This is a genomic window from Undibacterium sp. CY21W, from assembly GCF_014284265.1.
In the GTDB taxonomy this organism is placed as follows: Bacteria; Pseudomonadota; Gammaproteobacteria; order Burkholderiales; family Burkholderiaceae_D; genus Undibacterium; species Undibacterium aquatile.
In genome coordinates this window covers 110,737-126,020 of the sequence record NZ_JACOGE010000006.1, presented here as the reverse complement: position 1 = coordinate 126,020, position 15,284 = coordinate 110,737, and the positions used below count along the sequence as shown (strand labels likewise).

The 15,284-nt window shown below is 51.3% G+C and carries 12 protein-coding genes; 6 read left to right on the top strand and 6 right to left on the bottom strand.

Going from position 1 to position 15,284, the window contains the following annotated elements; all coding sequences use genetic code 11:
• The first annotated feature begins 379 nt into the window (after positions 1-379).
• The 4 genes from H8K29_RS14550 to H8K29_RS14535 all read left to right on the top strand — a co-directional run bounded on the left by H8K29_RS14550 (position 380) and on the right by H8K29_RS14535 (position 4,572).
• Entirely contained in the window at positions 380-1,501 is a 1,122-nt protein-coding gene (locus tag H8K29_RS14550) for a DUF2855 family protein (protein WP_222611496.1), read from the top strand.
• 464 nt (positions 1,502-1,965) lie between these two features.
• Entirely contained in the window at positions 1,966-2,850 is an 885-nt protein-coding gene (locus H8K29_RS14545) for a hypothetical protein (protein ID WP_186885774.1), read from the top strand.
• A gap of 103 nt (positions 2,851-2,953) precedes the next feature.
• Positions 2,954-3,274 (top strand): hypothetical protein, encoded by a 321-nt coding sequence (locus tag H8K29_RS14540; RefSeq protein WP_186898160.1) that lies wholly within the window; start codon positions 2,954-2,956, stop codon positions 3,272-3,274.
• 683 nt (positions 3,275-3,957) lie between these two features.
• Positions 3,958-4,572 carry a hypothetical protein gene (locus H8K29_RS14535; protein ID WP_186898159.1) on the top strand — a complete coding sequence of 205 codons (615 nt, stop codon included), beginning with the start codon at positions 3,958-3,960 and terminating at the stop codon, positions 4,570-4,572.
• A 102-nt stretch (positions 4,573-4,674) separates the two neighbouring features.
• Here H8K29_RS14535 and H8K29_RS14530 read toward each other — a convergent pair whose 3' ends face one another.
• The 3 genes from H8K29_RS14530 to nirK form a co-directional block, all read right to left on the bottom strand.
• Complete coding sequence (locus tag H8K29_RS14530) at positions 4,675-5,337, bottom strand: SCO family protein (protein ID WP_186898158.1); 663 nt, start codon at positions 5,335-5,337, stop codon at positions 4,675-4,677.
• Positions 5,334-6,182, bottom strand: a complete 849-nt coding sequence (locus H8K29_RS14525; RefSeq protein ID WP_255423393.1) for a formylglycine-generating enzyme family protein — start codon at positions 6,180-6,182, stop codon at positions 5,334-5,336. The genes H8K29_RS14530 and H8K29_RS14525 overlap by 4 nt, the downstream gene beginning before the upstream one ends.
• Positions 6,183-6,257: 75 nt before the next feature.
• Positions 6,258-7,715 (bottom strand): copper-containing nitrite reductase, encoded by a 1,458-nt coding sequence (gene nirK / locus H8K29_RS14520; RefSeq protein ID WP_223827070.1) that lies wholly within the window; start codon positions 7,713-7,715, stop codon positions 6,258-6,260.
• Between the two features lie 465 nt (positions 7,716-8,180).
• On the opposite strand from nirK, the gene H8K29_RS14515 reads away from it, so the two are divergent.
• On the top strand, positions 8,181-9,374 hold the full coding sequence (locus tag H8K29_RS14515) for an amino acid aminotransferase (RefSeq protein WP_186898157.1): 1,194 nt from the start codon (positions 8,181-8,183) through the stop codon (positions 9,372-9,374).
• Positions 9,375-9,465: 91 nt separating this feature from the next.
• Here H8K29_RS14515 and murI read toward each other — a convergent pair whose 3' ends face one another.
• The 3 genes from murI to H8K29_RS14500 form a co-directional block, all read right to left on the bottom strand.
• Positions 9,466-10,317 carry a glutamate racemase gene (gene murI, locus H8K29_RS14510; RefSeq protein ID WP_186898156.1) on the bottom strand — a complete coding sequence of 284 codons (852 nt, stop codon included), beginning with the start codon at positions 10,315-10,317 and terminating at the stop codon, positions 9,466-9,468.
• A 103-nt stretch (positions 10,318-10,420) separates the two neighbouring features.
• Positions 10,421-11,938: a fumarate hydratase gene (locus H8K29_RS14505; RefSeq protein WP_186898155.1), complete on the bottom strand. Its 1,518-nt coding sequence runs from the start codon at positions 11,936-11,938 to the stop codon at positions 10,421-10,423.
• A gap of 214 nt (positions 11,939-12,152) precedes the next feature.
• On the bottom strand, positions 12,153-12,752 hold the full coding sequence (locus tag H8K29_RS14500; protein WP_186885782.1) for a TIGR00645 family protein: 600 nt from the start codon (positions 12,750-12,752) through the stop codon (positions 12,153-12,155).
• Between the two features lie 467 nt (positions 12,753-13,219).
• Between H8K29_RS14500 and acs the strand changes: the two genes are divergently transcribed.
• On the top strand, positions 13,220-15,223 hold the full coding sequence (gene acs, locus H8K29_RS14495; RefSeq protein WP_186898154.1) for an acetate--CoA ligase: 2,004 nt from the start codon (positions 13,220-13,222) through the stop codon (positions 15,221-15,223).
• The last annotated feature ends 61 nt before the right edge of the window (positions 15,224-15,284 follow it).

Below are 15,284 nucleotides of genomic sequence, written 5' to 3'. Positions count from 1 at the left end.
AGCTTGTGAGCGCCTGATTTTTCTTATTTTATTGCGGCGCACCAAAGTAGTGTTCAGATTGGTGCATTCCGACTTTAATTTCTTATCTTGTATTTGGATGGAATATTCGATGTCCATTTTGGTGCGTTCTGTGCTTTTATTTTGTTGCCTGTGTTTTTGCCGCTACGCTGGTTTTTTGTGAAGTGTGTCAAATTTGCCCGTCATTACGCCTTTTGTAGTCTGGTCTGGATAAACAATGGCATCGGTGGCGTTGCCGATGAGAAGACGCACGATCATCGATAGTGACGAGGCGCATTTTTTGAATCACAACGGTGACCGGGGAAAAAAGATGTCAAAAAACATGCAATACTGCATTTTTTAATAAAACAGATAACGAGACATGAGCATCCAGCCTAAAGAATTCATCGTCAACAAAAGCCACTTGCCTGAATCCAGATTTGTCCCTTTGCGTTTACCAACGCTGGGCGAGCTGCAAGACGGACAGGTGTTGCTGCAGATAGACCGTTTTGCCTTTACATCCAATAACGTTACCTATGCCGCTTTTGGCGAGGCCATGCAATACTGGAATTTCTTTCCCACAGAAAAGGGCTGGGGCAATATCCCGGTCTGGGGTTTTGCCGATGTCATCGCGTCCAAAGCCGATGGTGTGCAAGTCGGTGAACGTTTCTACGGCTACTACCCGATGGCGACGCATTTGACCGTGAATGCTACCCGCGTCTCAGACGCTGGTTTTATGGATGGCGCAGAACACCGTCAGGCGATGCACGGTTTGTACAACCATTACGTCAGAACCACGACGGACCCTGGCTACACCAAAGAATCGGAAGATGTACAGGTGCTACTGCGGCCGCTGTTTATCACATCCTTCATGATCGATGATTTTCTGGATGACAACCAGTTTTTCGGTGCGCAATCGGTGCTGATTTCCAGCGCTTCCAGCAAAACGGCGTATGGCCTCGCGTTTATGCTGTCGCAGCGCAAGGACAAAACCTGCAAGGTGATCGGTCTGACCTCGGCGGCGAATCTGGACTTCGTCCGCAATATGGGAATTTATGATCAGGTCATCAGCTATGATCAGGTCGCCACACTGGCGGCTGATCAGGCCGTGGTGTATGTCGATATGGCGGGCAACGGGCAGTTGCGCAGCCAGTTGCATCATCATTTCGGCGACAACATGAAATACAGCTGTGCCGTCGGCGGCACGCACTGGGATGAACTCAGCGGTGCAGCCGGTTTGCCGGGTGCCAGACCAACCCTGTTTTTTGCTCCGGTACAAATCAAAAAACGCATGACAGACTGGGGCCCGGGTGGCGTACAGAAACGCCTTGCAGACGCATGGCAAGCCTTCATGCAACCCGTCATGGCGGCTGAAAAACCGTGGATGCAGATCAGCCACGGTGACGGCGAAGCCGATGTGCGTCAGGTTTATGAAGCCATGCTGAGCGGCGCCGCCCGCCCGGATCAGGGGCATGTGCTGTCGCTGTGCCGACCGCTGGATTAAACGACTTTCAGAGCTAATCCTTCCCGAGTGCAGGCAAATCGCCCGATTGCCTGCCTCTGATTTTTGTGCTCACGAGTTGTCTTTCGGTCTCAGGTGCTTCCCAAACCCTTTTTCAGCCCTTCAAACCCCGAAAATATACTCCCCGGGGTATATTTATAAGCCCAATGTTTATGCTGAGATTTGAGGTGTTTTATAAAAAACAGGGGGGAGTATGTACAATAAGAGCGTTTTCCCCGCGGGTTCGGGTGCATGCGTCTGCGCGCCTAACTGATGTGATGCCCCGACGTATTTGAGCATGCGACAAACGTAGGCAGGTTCCTGTTGTTATACTGTGCTTTTAATCAGTGTAATGAAAAAAAGCTATACCAGATAAGGTCTTGCGAGGCATTGGAACTTGTTGCTTATTTTTCATCTATCTGATATTTTGCCAATTTGCACTTTAAAACAAGTTAGACATTACCGATATGAGCTACGACCTGTACTTCAAGCCTCGAAACGGTTCTTTCAGTGAAGAACTCTTTCATGCCTACTTTCGCGAAAGGCCAAACTACAAATGCGAGGGGTCTCAGGCGTGGTACGGCAATGAAGATACTGGGGTCTATTTCGTGTTCGAACTTCAGACAGAGCAACTGCCTGAAGAAGATGACGATGAGCTGCTTGAGCATTTTCCTGTCGCGCTAAACATCAACTACCTGCGGCCAAGTTACTTCATTTTCGAAGCAGAGCCCGAGGTAACTGCGTTCGTCAAACACTTCGATCTTCTCGTCTCAGACCCACAAATGGAAGGCATGGGTGACGGTGAATACAACGCAGAAAAACTCTTGTCCGGGTGGAATTGCGGAAACGAATTCGGATACACATCCATCCTGAAAGATGAAAACAACAGAAGCGGCATTTCTCACCTTCCCGCCGAACAGCTTCACAACGCGTGGCGGTGGAACTGGTCACGCACTCAAGTACAGGCACGTGTTGGCGAGTCAAAATTCGTGCCCTGTATCATGTTTATGAACCTGGGTGGGACAACCGTAACGGCAGCCGTCTGGCCTGATGGCATTCCTGTGGTCGTTACACGCGTTGACTATCTTTGCGTCCCCCGCAAAGAACTCGCGCCTACAAAGTTTTTCCGTAAGAAGGAAGACACAACATTCGTTGCATGGAATGAGGCGCTTCCGGTTCTGCTTAAGCATGGGACGCAGAACGGAGATGGCTCAATCAGCTTGAATTACATGACACCACCTTCAGATGTGGTGAAATTTGTTCAGTCACTGCCTACCGAAAGCAGAGTCATCGCAGGCTTATCTGCAGACAGGGTGCTGGATCGTGAGATCTATGAGCGCAGCATTGTCTAACCATTCCGTCGAGAGGGACTGCCCACAAGCTGCGCTTGCGGGTTCCCTTCGCGGCTTCGCCGCTCCGGCGGCCCCTCACGTCAAACGTTAGGTGTCTTCAATCATGCTGAACTGCTATCTCACAAAACGCTGGGGCGGAACTATTCAAAATCCACAACCCGGCGATCTCGCAAGCGCACTCAACGAGCTATCCCAAAACGACCAAGAGCATCCTGATTGTTCACTCAATACAGAAGAAGGTTGGTCTCTTTCAGTGTTTGAAAGTGGCCTCGTCGTATTCGAGAATATTGAAATAGGTGAAGGCCCAAAGCACATGCATGCAGTGCCACGAAACGTTGCGCTTGAGTTATGGCAGTTGCTCCAAGCAAATGAAATGTCACTTCTTCAGCAAAAACCATGGGGCGAGGGCTATGGCAACACCTAACATTGCGGTCAAGGCCGCTACGGCCTGCGGCCTCCGCTGGACGTCCCGCAAGCGGGCCGCCCCTTACTTACAACGTTAGGTTTACTTCTATGCGTCATCGCTGGCTCATCTTCGTCCCGTTGCCTGCACTCCTGACGCTCGTCTTCTTTTCGGCCAGCATTACCCAGTGGTATTTCGAGAGGGTAGAGCGCCCTCAACTCCTCGCTCCTGGCGCAGGCTACGTTGCCAAAGGCTCGTTCCAGCCCACTAGCGCCGAGCACGCCCCGGCAGAATACGACCTGGCCTCCAAGGAGCGGCTGCGTGAAGACATCAAAGAGAGGTATGTCAGTGCCGAGGGAAACACGACTGCGGTCCTCTATTCGGAGGGGAAGTGGATATCCACAGAAACAGAGTGCAGGTCCCGCTCTCGCCAGTTCTATTTCACGCTTGCCGGGTTCTTGCTCTTTGGGATCGGTACATTGCTTCAGTCCATACGTACAGGTCAATGGTTCTACCTCCCCGGTAGGTCCCGTCCTTCATCAATCGGCGGGAGCTTGTGCTAATTGTCTATGGCGGCTCAATCTTCGTCGCAACAATGCTGGCGCCTGGCGCTCCGTGCGTCGGGTAAACCTCACCCCTCCGTCAAGGGGACGTCTTGCGCCAAGCCGCAAGCCGCCCCTTACGTCGAACGTTAAGTACCAATCATGTCACCTGATTTACTGCCATCCATTCCAAAAATACGCCGGGTCACGCAATCGCTTGCGATGCTGGATGCGATACTTTGTCCGGAATGGGAATATCGCTATTACAGCTTTGATCGCCATTGGGGGCAGGGTGAAGAAATGGCATCGATGCGGAATGGTTGCGGCGATGACTGGTTCTTGCTGCTGGATGCTGCCGGGGCGGCGCTCAAGGGGTGCGCACACGAACTGGCTGATGATGCCGGGCTTCCTCAAGCCATTCAGGCAAAGGTGCCGGCGAATTTTGCGTCATTTTTGCAGGAGCCGGCATTTTCTATGGAATGCGCAACTTTTTGTTACTGGCGACAAACGGACGATGTGAGCTGGAGTAAGGTCAGCAGCAGTTTAAGTCATGACGGTTCCGACGATATGCTTGCGCTGATCGTGTCGTCGCCCGCCGCTTATCAAGCATGGGCGGAAGAATACTACGAAGTTGCTGTGTCACTCGCTGCGGTAGAGGCGCTGTTTTCTCATCAGCCGCTTGATGATGTCCTCATTCTGGCGCTGAATCCCGATGCTGATTTAAGTGCAGTCTATGCTGAGGCTGACGCAATTGGCTACCCGAAGCGCGTCGTCTGACGTGTCTGTCAGCCTGCCGACAAAAGAAAAAAGCCCTGCATCAGACAGCTGATGCAGGGCTTTTTTTACGATGTGTATTGAGCGTATTGAGCGCTTGTGCCGTTACGGATTTTGCAGGGCTTTTCTGACTTGCTTCAGGAAAGCCGGATCAGACGTGCCGATTTTCTGTGTGCGCCCAACAATTTTGCCATTGCCATCCAGCAGTATCATGGCTGTGGTGTGATTGAATTCCCCATCTTCCAGCAGACGGTATTGAATGCCCAGTGCAGCCGCAATCTTGCGGACGCTGGCAGGGTCGGTACGGGCAATGGTCCAGTATTTTGGATTAAGTTCATGTTTGCTGGCGACCGATTGCAGTGCCTGGATATCGTCGCGTGCCGGATCGAAGGTGATCAGCATCATGGACAGATTGTCGCGCTCTGCCGGGGTCAGGTCTTTTTCCACCAGACGCATCGATTCGATCAGCATAGGGCAGACGAATTCACATGAGTTATAAAACATGCTGACCAACACAGGTTTGCCACGCTTGTCTGCCAGTGTGAAGGATTCGTTATTCTGATTGCTCAGTGTGGCAGCAATCTTATAAACCGAATTACCGGGCAGGGGTTTGGCATTTGCGGTGGCATTTGCTGTGGCGGTGACGCTGGCGCTGCTACTGGAAGCGGAACCGTCAGCTGTTTGTGCCAGCACGGATGTGGCTGATGCCAGCAAAAGACAGCTTGCCGAGAACAGCAGACCGGTAGTCAATGAGTTCAGTCGTTTCATGGTTTTTCCTGAGGTAGGTTTTTCGCACAGCGAAAACCCAGTTGTCGCGTAGTGTTGGCGCCATTCATGGCGGACAGCAAGGCAACGCGCATGAGTATGGCAAAGTTATCTCTATCCTGCAGGCTGATTGCTCCGGCTCCGCAGTACTGTAATTGATCAGGGTCGCCCTGATTGCGGCTGTCTGCACTGACCAGCAAGGCATTGAAGTTGTCCACCCATTCCCAGATCAGGCCATGCATATCGCGCACGCCGTAATAGTTGGCGACACCACCGACTTTGACTGGGCTGGAACTGCCGGGTTGGGAATACCAGGACAGAATTTTTGCCCGCCATTTCGGATCTTTGCGCGCATCGGCGTGAGTTTCGTCGGCCGCTGCGACATATTCCCATTCGTACCAGGAAGGAAGCCGTCCGCCTTCAGATTCGCAGTATGCCTGGGCGGCAAACCAGCTGACTTGTGTTACCGGAGTGTCCGCCTGACTGGCTTCGGGGCCGGTGTCAGGTATCTGGCTGAGGTAACTCTCATCCGCAAAAATACTGGGGATATTGGCTTTTTCCCATTCAGGGTGTGCTTTGGTAAATGCAAAAAACTCTGCCGTTGTGACTGGTTGCGTGCGCAGATAAAACGCATTGATTTTGACGGGAAGATTGCTGAGGCCGCGTCCGGCAGACAGCACACTATCGATGCTGCCTGCCGGAATGGTCTGATAATTTTCTGTCGATGCTGCCTGTGCTATCCCTCTGATTGATAGCAGTGACGCTACGATCAGCAAGGGAATTCCGAAGGAAACCCGTAAGCTTGCCAGCAGTGTGGAGGTATTACCTGGTCTGGACAAAGTACTCAACGGGTTCTCCGGTGGAAAGTAAATCAAGTTCAGTAGCTATTCAATCTATGCGCAATATCTGCCTGGTATTGGCGATCAGTGTTCCGCCGATGCTTTTACCGGGGTTTTCGCACGGATGGCCTTTACATCATCGCTCTTGATCTGGCCGCCTTTGTTATCCCAGCTGTTGAGGATATACGTCAGGATATTGGCGACTTCATCATCATTTAACTGATTCATCGGTGGCATCACAGAGTTAAATTCGCTGCCATTGACTGTGACTTTGCCACTGAGTCCCTGTAGTACTACTTTGATCGCACGCTGATGATCGGCGTTCAGGTAATCTGATTTTGTCAGAGGAGGAAAAACGCCCGGCAAACCAGCACCATTGGATTGATGACAGACTGAGCAGGTGCCTTCAAACAGGGCTTTTCCTGCCAGCACCTGATCTTGCAATGTCAGCGTGCCGCTGGCTGCATTGGCTGTCGCTTTGGTGACGGCAGCCAGGTTAGGGCCGGCACGGTCACCCAGGTAAACCGCATCGACCTCTTTACCGGAATAGATGGCTTTATTTTCAGGCCCATCCACTTTGATAATGGCCAGCGCACCCTTGTTGAATGCACGGAAGATGGAGTGATCCACCATCACGAAGCTGCCCGGAACTTTGGTTGTATATTCCACGACCGCAGCACCACCAGCCGGGATCAGCGTAGTTTGTACATTTTTCTGGAAATTAGTACCGCCTTCAAAACGTACCTTGTCGAAAATCGCACCGATCACATGGAAGCTTGACACCAGATTGGGGCCACCATTACCGACGAACAGACGGATTTTTTCATTGGTTTTAGCTTTGAGTGCCTTGTCGCCAGTCAGCGCGCCTTCAGCCCCATTGAACAGAACGTAAGTTGGTCTTTCGTCGATGGCTTTTTCCATGTCGAATGGTTGCAGGCCTTTTTCACGGTATTTGCCGGTGGTGTAGAAGTCACCTTGCATGACGTAGTACTCGTGATCGACAGCAGGTAATCCTTCTGGTGGTTCTACTAAGATCAAACCATACATACCGTTGCCGATGTGCATCCCGACCGGAGCCGTTGCGCAGTGATAGACGTAAATGCCTTCATTGAGGGCTTTGAAAGAGAATTGGGATTCATGTCCAGGTGCAGTGAAGCTGGACGCTGCGCCGCCGCCAGGGCCTGTCACGCCGTGCAGGTCGATATTATGCGGCATTTTGTTGGCAGGATGATTCTTCAGGTGAAATTCAACGGTGTCGCCCTGACGAACGCGGATAAAGCTCCCCGGAACCGTGCCGCCAAATGTCCAGAAGGTGTAGCTCACCCCTTCAGAAATGGGCATTTCTTTCTCGATGACTTCCAGATTGACAATCACTTTTGCCGGATATTTTCTTTTAATCGGTGGCGGAACATTCGGCGGGCTGGTTAATATAGCCTGAATAGGCATACCCTGCGGTGCGCCAAAATCACCGGTGGATTTTGCAGCAGCTTTAACATTACCTGCAGCACTGGCGACAGGGGCGGTGATCAGGGTGGTGACCATTGCCAGCATTGCACAAGCCGTTTTAATTATGAGCTTCATATAAATACCTCTCAAATGATGATGGGACGTGCTGCAAAATTTTCCGGGGAGCTGCCATTTCTGTATTGCTCTGGAAAACTGGTGTCGACATCGGTGTTGGTATAAAAAGTACTGTCCGGAATGGTTACCGGTCTGATCCAGCCGAATCTCAGAGTAAAGCAAAGTGATTGCTGCAGCTATACGTCGTTAGGAGGATGTCGTTCTATAGAATGGGGGATGAAGCATATCTTTGATGCGCCTCACAGGTGGTATGCGGACAGATGGCAGAATGCATACTCACAGATACAGTTTTCCCTCGTAAAAACACTATGTGTATCCTGTTTCGCGACGCATGTATGTCAAAATGACGCCTGACTGCATTGTTTTGTGTTGCGCAACCGCATCAATGCAATGTCTTACTTATTGATAACTATCCGGAGTCATACCATGTTTCAGCACGTTGAAGCCTATCCTGGCGATCCTATCTTATCTTTGAATGAAGCATTTGGTAAAGATCCGCGGCCAAATAAAATTAATTTATCCATTGGTATTTATTTCGACGATGCAGGAAAAATCCCGATGTTGCCATCAGTGCGTGCTGCGGAGCTGAAAGTAGTGGCTGAGGCGGGGGCACGTCCTTATTTGCCGATGGAAGGCGCGGCGAATTTCCGTACAGCGGTTCAGCATTTGTTGTTTGGTGCCGAGCATGCGGCGGTCAAGGCTGGTCGCATTGTGACCTTGCAGACAGTGGGTTCCAGCGGTGGTCTGAAAGTCGGCGGCGATTTTATACATCGTTATTTTCCCGGTTCTGTAATGCTGGTGAGTGACCCGACCTGGGACAATCATCGCGCTGTGTTTGAGGGCTCGGGAATCACAGTTAAAACATATCCGTACTATGACGCTGCGACTGGTGGCCTGCGTTTTGATGCGATGCTGGAAGCGTTCAAAGCGGCAGAAAAGAAAAGCATTGTGTTGTTACATGCTTGCTGCCACAACCCGACCGGCGTTGATCTGATGCAGGCGCAATGGCAGGCATTGGTGCCAGTGCTGAAAGAGCGCGAACTAATTCCTTTCCTTGATCTGGCATATCAGGGTTATGGCGATGGTATAGAGGAAGATGCATATGCGGTGCGTTTGCTGGCTGATGAAGGCTTAAGTTTCTTTGTTGCGAATTCCTTCTCCAAGAGCATGAGTCTGTATGGCGAGCGTTGTGGCGCGTTGAGCGTGGTTTGCCCGGATGCGGCGCAGGCGGTGAACGTGCTCGGTCAGATGAAGGCAACGATACGTCGCAATTATTCGAATCCGCCTTTGCATGTTGGCCAATTAGTGGCGCGCGTGTTGACAGATCCAGAGTTGCGCCCGATGTGGGAAGCAGAGGTAGTTGCGATGCGTGACCGTATTCAGTTAATGCGCCGTCAGTTGCACGATGTGCTCAGTGCGAAATTACCGGGCCGCGATTTCAGTTACTTCCTGACGCAACGCGGTATGTTCAGCTACACCGGCCTGACTGCAGAACAATGTGATCGTCTGAAAGACGAGTTCGGCGTGTATCTGGTGCGTTCGGGCCGCATGTGCGTCGCAGGTCTGAATACGGGCAATGTCGAAGCAACAGCGAAGGCGATTGCGGCAGTGCTGAGTTAATCACGCGATGTTATACCCGGGGTAGCCCGGTTTCGCATATCACTGATTATTCAGTGATATGCGTAAAAAACAGCGCTGTTGAGCGCCGTTTTTATTTGTCTGCCGGTATGTGTTGCGTGGCTAAGGTGTGTATCGTGGTAGCTGGCATTTTCAATAACTGCGTGAACGCCGTATTCAGGCTGGACTGGCTGCCCGTAGTCCAAGCGGTGACATCGGCGGCGTCACTGCTATGTGTCAGCAAATCCGTTTTGATGAGCCGCCGTTTTAATTGCTGAGCGACGGCCAGTCCCGTATCGATGATGTGCATTTGCCTGCCCGGTGCCGAGGTTTGCGCAATCACCTCATTGATGAGTGGGATCACGAACGGGTAATGCGTGCAGCCCAGCACTATGGCATCTGCACCTGCGTGCAATAAAGGTGTGACGTATTTCTGCACCAGCGAGTAGGTGACACCAGAATGCAGTTCGCCTTTCTCTATCTGGCTGGCCAGTCCGATACAGGCTTGCTGTTCTACTTTAACGCCGGTCGTCTGCGTCAGATGATCGCGCAGATCCTGAAATTTTTTACTGTGTAAGGTGCTTTGCGTCGCGAGGACACCGATGATGCCGGATTGACTCAGAGCTGCCGCGGGCTTCAAGCCGGGTTCAATGCCGACGATGATCAGATCAGGGTGGCGCTGACGCAGTAATTGTATCGCCGCTGCAGTCGCTGTGTTGCAGGCGACTACCAGTGCTTTGATGTGATGCTGCAAGAGAAAATCAGTGATCGCAAAACTGCGTTCAATAATCACTGATTCAGATTTTTCGCCGTAAGGAGCAAAGCCCGAATCGGCAAAATACATCAGGGATTCGTGCGGCAGCGTCTGACGAATGTGCTGTAACACCGATAAGCCGCCAACACCGGAATCAAAAACGCCTATCGGTGCATCAGGGGAAAATCGCATCGTCATTTTATGATGAGAGGAAAAAGGCAGAGCAATGCCGGATACAAAATACCGGCTTTGCGCTGCCTCTTTCCGTGGTGATGAACCGGGAAACAGGCGGGGATTACTGCACCGGAATGATACCGATTTTTGCCTGCCATTCTTTCGGGCCGGTATTGTGTACCGAGGTGCCGTTTGAATCAACAGCAACGGTCACTGGCATATCGACGACATCGAATTCATAGATCGCTTCCATACCCAGATCGGCGAAGCCAACCACTTTCGCAGATTTGATCGCTTTCGAGACCAGATAAGCCGCACCACCCACTGCCATCAGATACGCCGACTGATGTTTTTTGATCGATTCAATCGCAACCGGGCCACGTTCTGCTTTACCGATCATCGAGATCAGACCGGTTTTTTCCAGCATCATGTCGGTGAATTTATCCATGCGGGTGGCCGTGGTCGGGCCAGCCGGGCCAACTACTTCATCACGCACAGGATCAACCGGGCCAACGTAGTAAATCACACGGTTGGTGAAATCAACTGGCAGCGATTCACCTTTGGCCAGCATATCCTGAATACGCTTATGCGCTGCATCGCGGCCGGTCAGCATTTTGCCGTTCAAGAGCAAGGTCTGACCTGGTTTCCATGAAGCGACTTCCGCTTTTGTCAGCGTGTTCAGATCAACGCGCTTGGATTTTTCTGTGTCCGGTGTCCAGTGAACATCGGGCCAGTCAGACAGTTTCGGTGGTTCTATATAAGTCGGGCCAGAACCGTCGAGTACGAAGTGCGCATGACGTGTTGCCGCACAGTTAGGAATCATCGCAACTGGCTTAGATGCAGCGTGCGTCGGATACATATTGATCTTGACGTCGAGCACTGTCGTCAGACCACCCAGACCTTGTGCGCCTATGCCGAGAGCATTGACCTTGTCGCACAACTCGATACGCAATTCTTCCAGTTTGTTTTGTGGGCCGCGCTTTTTCAGCTCGTACATGTCGATGTCATCCATCAGGGATTCTTTCGCCATCAGCATAGCTTTTTCTGCAGTACCACCGATACCGATGCCCAGCATACCTGGCGGACACCAGCCTGCGCCCATGGTCGGCACGGTTTTCATGACCCAGTCGATCAGTGAATCAGATGGGTTCAGCATCACAAATTTTGTTTTGTTTTCGGAGCCGCCGCCTTTTGCTGCGACTTTGACATCAACGGTATTGCCCGGCACCAGTTCCATGTGTACCACGGCTGGTGTGTTGTCTTTGGTGTTCTTACGTTCAAACTGCGGATCGGCAACGATGGATGCGCGCAGCTTGTTATCGGCATTGTTGTAGCCTTGACGCACGCCTTCGTTCACGGCATCAATGATGGAGCCGGAAAAACCTTCAAAACGCACGCCCATACCGATTTTCAGGAACACGTTGACGATGCCGGTGTCCTGGCAGATAGGGCGGTGGCCTTCAGCGCACATGCGCGAGTTTGTCAGGATCTGCGCAATCGCATCTTTCGCGGCAGGGCTTTGTTCTGCTTCATAAGCACGCGCCAGATGGGCAATGTAATCAGCAGGATGGTAGTAACTGATGAATTGCAGGGCTGCAGCAACGGATTCGATCAGGTCGTCTTGTTTAATGACTGTCATGATGTGGCTCTTGGCTAGGTGAATGAAAAAAGCGAGGGTTCTTTGCGCTGTATCTTTGCTGTGCCGATATTGGCACAGCGAATATTGGCGCGGGTATCAACCAGTGATGTGGCGGAACCCCAATAAAGATGCGGGTGTCCGGATGACTGCTCAGGAAGTCCGCATGAATATTGGGAGGCAGGGTACATGATTGGTTTGAGTTTGTGCGTTGTTATTAATGTTTAGCAGCGGCTTGCTGTGTCTTGGTCATAATCTGATCGCAGTAGGCGATTGCCATCGCGGACAGCAGAAACGCAATGTGTATTGCCGTTTGCGCGATGATCACTTCTGATTTGTAATTGCCGGCATTGATAAATGTTTTCAGCAAATGAATAGAGGAAATGCCGATGATCGCCATTGCCAGCTTCACTTTCAGTACCGAAGCATTGACGTGCGACAGCCATTCCGGCTGATCCGGGTGACCGTCCAGCCCGAGACGGGAAACAAATGTTTCATAGCCGCCGATAATCACCATGATTAACAGGTTGGAAATCATCACCACGTCAATTAATCCCAACACCACTAGCATGATCGTGGTTTCTGTCAGTTTGGTCGGACGATCACCGCCAGTGGAAACCGCATCAAGAATGTGTTGCAGCGCAGCTTGATTGCCAAGTGCAGCACCGATCAGGTCAACCAGTTCTACCCAGAAATGAAAGACATAAACGCATTGCGCAAGGATCAACCCGAGATACAGTGGTAGTTGCAACCAGCGGCTGAAAAATATCAGGTTAGCGAGTGGCGATAGTTTGCTATGGGTTTCTGGTGTTGACATGTGGTGTTCTCTTCGTCTCTTTAGGGCTTACGCAAAGCTGCCCCAGTGGCGTTATGGCTCCTGGCCGACCTATTCGTACTGTCCTCGTCGCCATGCCTTGCCGGTACAACTTTGCGTAAGCCCTGTCTTTATATGCCAGGTTGACATGAATGCAGGCGGTATTTTACATGGGCACTGACTGATCGTGTGAGAACGCTGGATTTGTTGAAGCGGTTTATTTTTGTGTGGCAACAGAGTGCGGCAGCAGATCGGCACGGCATAGCATTGGCGATGCCACTGCTGTTCTCGTTGTGATTGTTGTATTGTATGAGTGGCAGAATTTTACTGCAGATCTGCTGTAGTAAATTGGTATTGTTTTGGTATTGCTTGTGCTTGCAAACCGTAAGGCTTGAGTAAGTCTCCAAGTTTAAGGTTTGCCTATTACTTCGTTGATGATTTCAATCAAACTATAAAAATTGGAGACACGTATGTCAGACCTTAATACCGCCCAAAATTCAGCGTCAGATGTAAAAGCCGAATCCCGGATTTTCCCTCCGCCAGCCGCTTTCGCTGCGAATGCAACGATTTCCGGCATGGATGCTTACCACGCGATGTGCAAGGAAGCAGAAACCGATTACGAAGGTTTCTGGGCCAAACTTGCGCGTGAAAATCTGCATTGGCACAAGCCATTTGAAACGGTGCTTGATGAAACCGATTCGCCGTTTTACAAATGGTTTGAAGACGGTCTGATGAACGTGTCCTACAACTGTCTGGACGTGAATCTGCAAAAAGGGAATGGCGATAAAGTCGCGGTCATTTTCGAGGCAGATGGCGGTGAGGTCACCAAAGTGACTTACAAAGAATTGCATCACAAGGTCTGCCAGTTTGCGAATGGACTGAAGTCGCTCGGCATCACTAAAGGTGATCGCGTTGTGATTTACATGCCGATGTCTGTGGAAGGCGTGGTCGCCATGCAAGCCTGCGCCCGTATCGGCGCAACACATTCCGTCGTGTTCGGCGGCTTTTCTGCAAAATCCTTGCATGAACGTATCGTTGATGTGGGCGCAGTCGCCGTCATCACCGCAGACGAACAGGTACGCGGTGGTAAACATCTGCCACTGAAAGTGATCGTGGATGAAGCGCTGACGCTGGGCGACTGCGAAAAAGTTAAAAACGTGGTGATCTACAAACGCACTGGCGGTGCAATTAATCTGACTGCCGGACGCGATCTGTGGATGCATGATCTGGTTGCAAATCAGTCTGCTGTCTGCGAACCTGAATGGGTCAGCGCCGAGCATCCGCTGTTTATTCTTTACACTTCTGGCTCCACTGGCAAGCCAAAAGGCGTGCAGCACTCCTCCGGCGGTTACTTGTTGTGGGCGATTCTCACAATGAAGTGGACGTTCGATATCAAACCGTCCGATGTATTTTGGTGTACTGCCGATATCGGCTGGGTGACAGGACACACCTACATTACCTATGGCCCGCTGGCAGTCGGTGCGACAGAAATTGTATTCGAAGGTATTCCAACCTTCCCGAATGCAGGACGTTTCTGGGACATGATAGAAAAACATAAAGCGACCATTTTCTATACTGCGCCAACTGCAATCCGTTCACTGATCAAAGCCGCCGATGCGGATGCCAATGTGCACCCGGGAAAATTTGATCTGTCGTCCCTGCGCTTGCTGGGCTCGGTGGGCGAGCCGATTAATCCGGAAGCGTGGATGTGGTACTACAACAATATCGGGCGTGGTAATTGCCCTATCGTTGATACATTCTGGCAGACGGAAACCGGTGGTCACATGATGACACCATTGCCAGGCGCAACGCCGCTCGTACCGGGTTCCTGCACCTTGCCTTTGCCCGGAATTATGTCGGCCATTGTGGATGAAACTGGCCATGATTTACCGAACGGGCAGGGCGGTATTCTGGTTGTTAAACGTCCATGGCCAGCGATGATACGCACCATCTGGGGCGACCCAGAGCGCTTTAAAAAAGGCTATTTCCCAGAGGAATTCGGCGGCAAGATTTATCTTGCCGGTGACGGTGCAATACGCAATAAAGATACCGGCTACTTCACCATTACCGGTCGTATCGATGATGTGTTGAATGTGTCTGGTCACCGCATGGGAACGATGGAAATTGAATCGGCACTGGTGGCACATCCGCTGGTCGCAGAAGCTGCTGTGGTTGGTAAGCCTGATGACACCACAGGTGAAGCAATTTGCGCATTCGTTGTGCTTAAACGCAGCCGTCCGATCGGCGATGAAGCCAAACAAATTGCGACAGAACTGCGTAACTGGGTCGCTAAAGAAATCGGCCCGATTGCCAAACCAAAAGAAATTCGCTTCGGTGATAACTTGCCTAAAACCCGCTCCGGCAAAATCATGCGCCGCTTATTGCGCGTTCTGGCAAAAGGCGAAACCATCACGCAAGACGTATCGACACTGGAAAATCCGGCCATTCTCGATCAGTTGAAAGAAGCGCAGTAATTTACTTAGCCGTTGAATAAACGACGGTTTTTCTACTCAGAAAAAACGGCATTACCTGAAT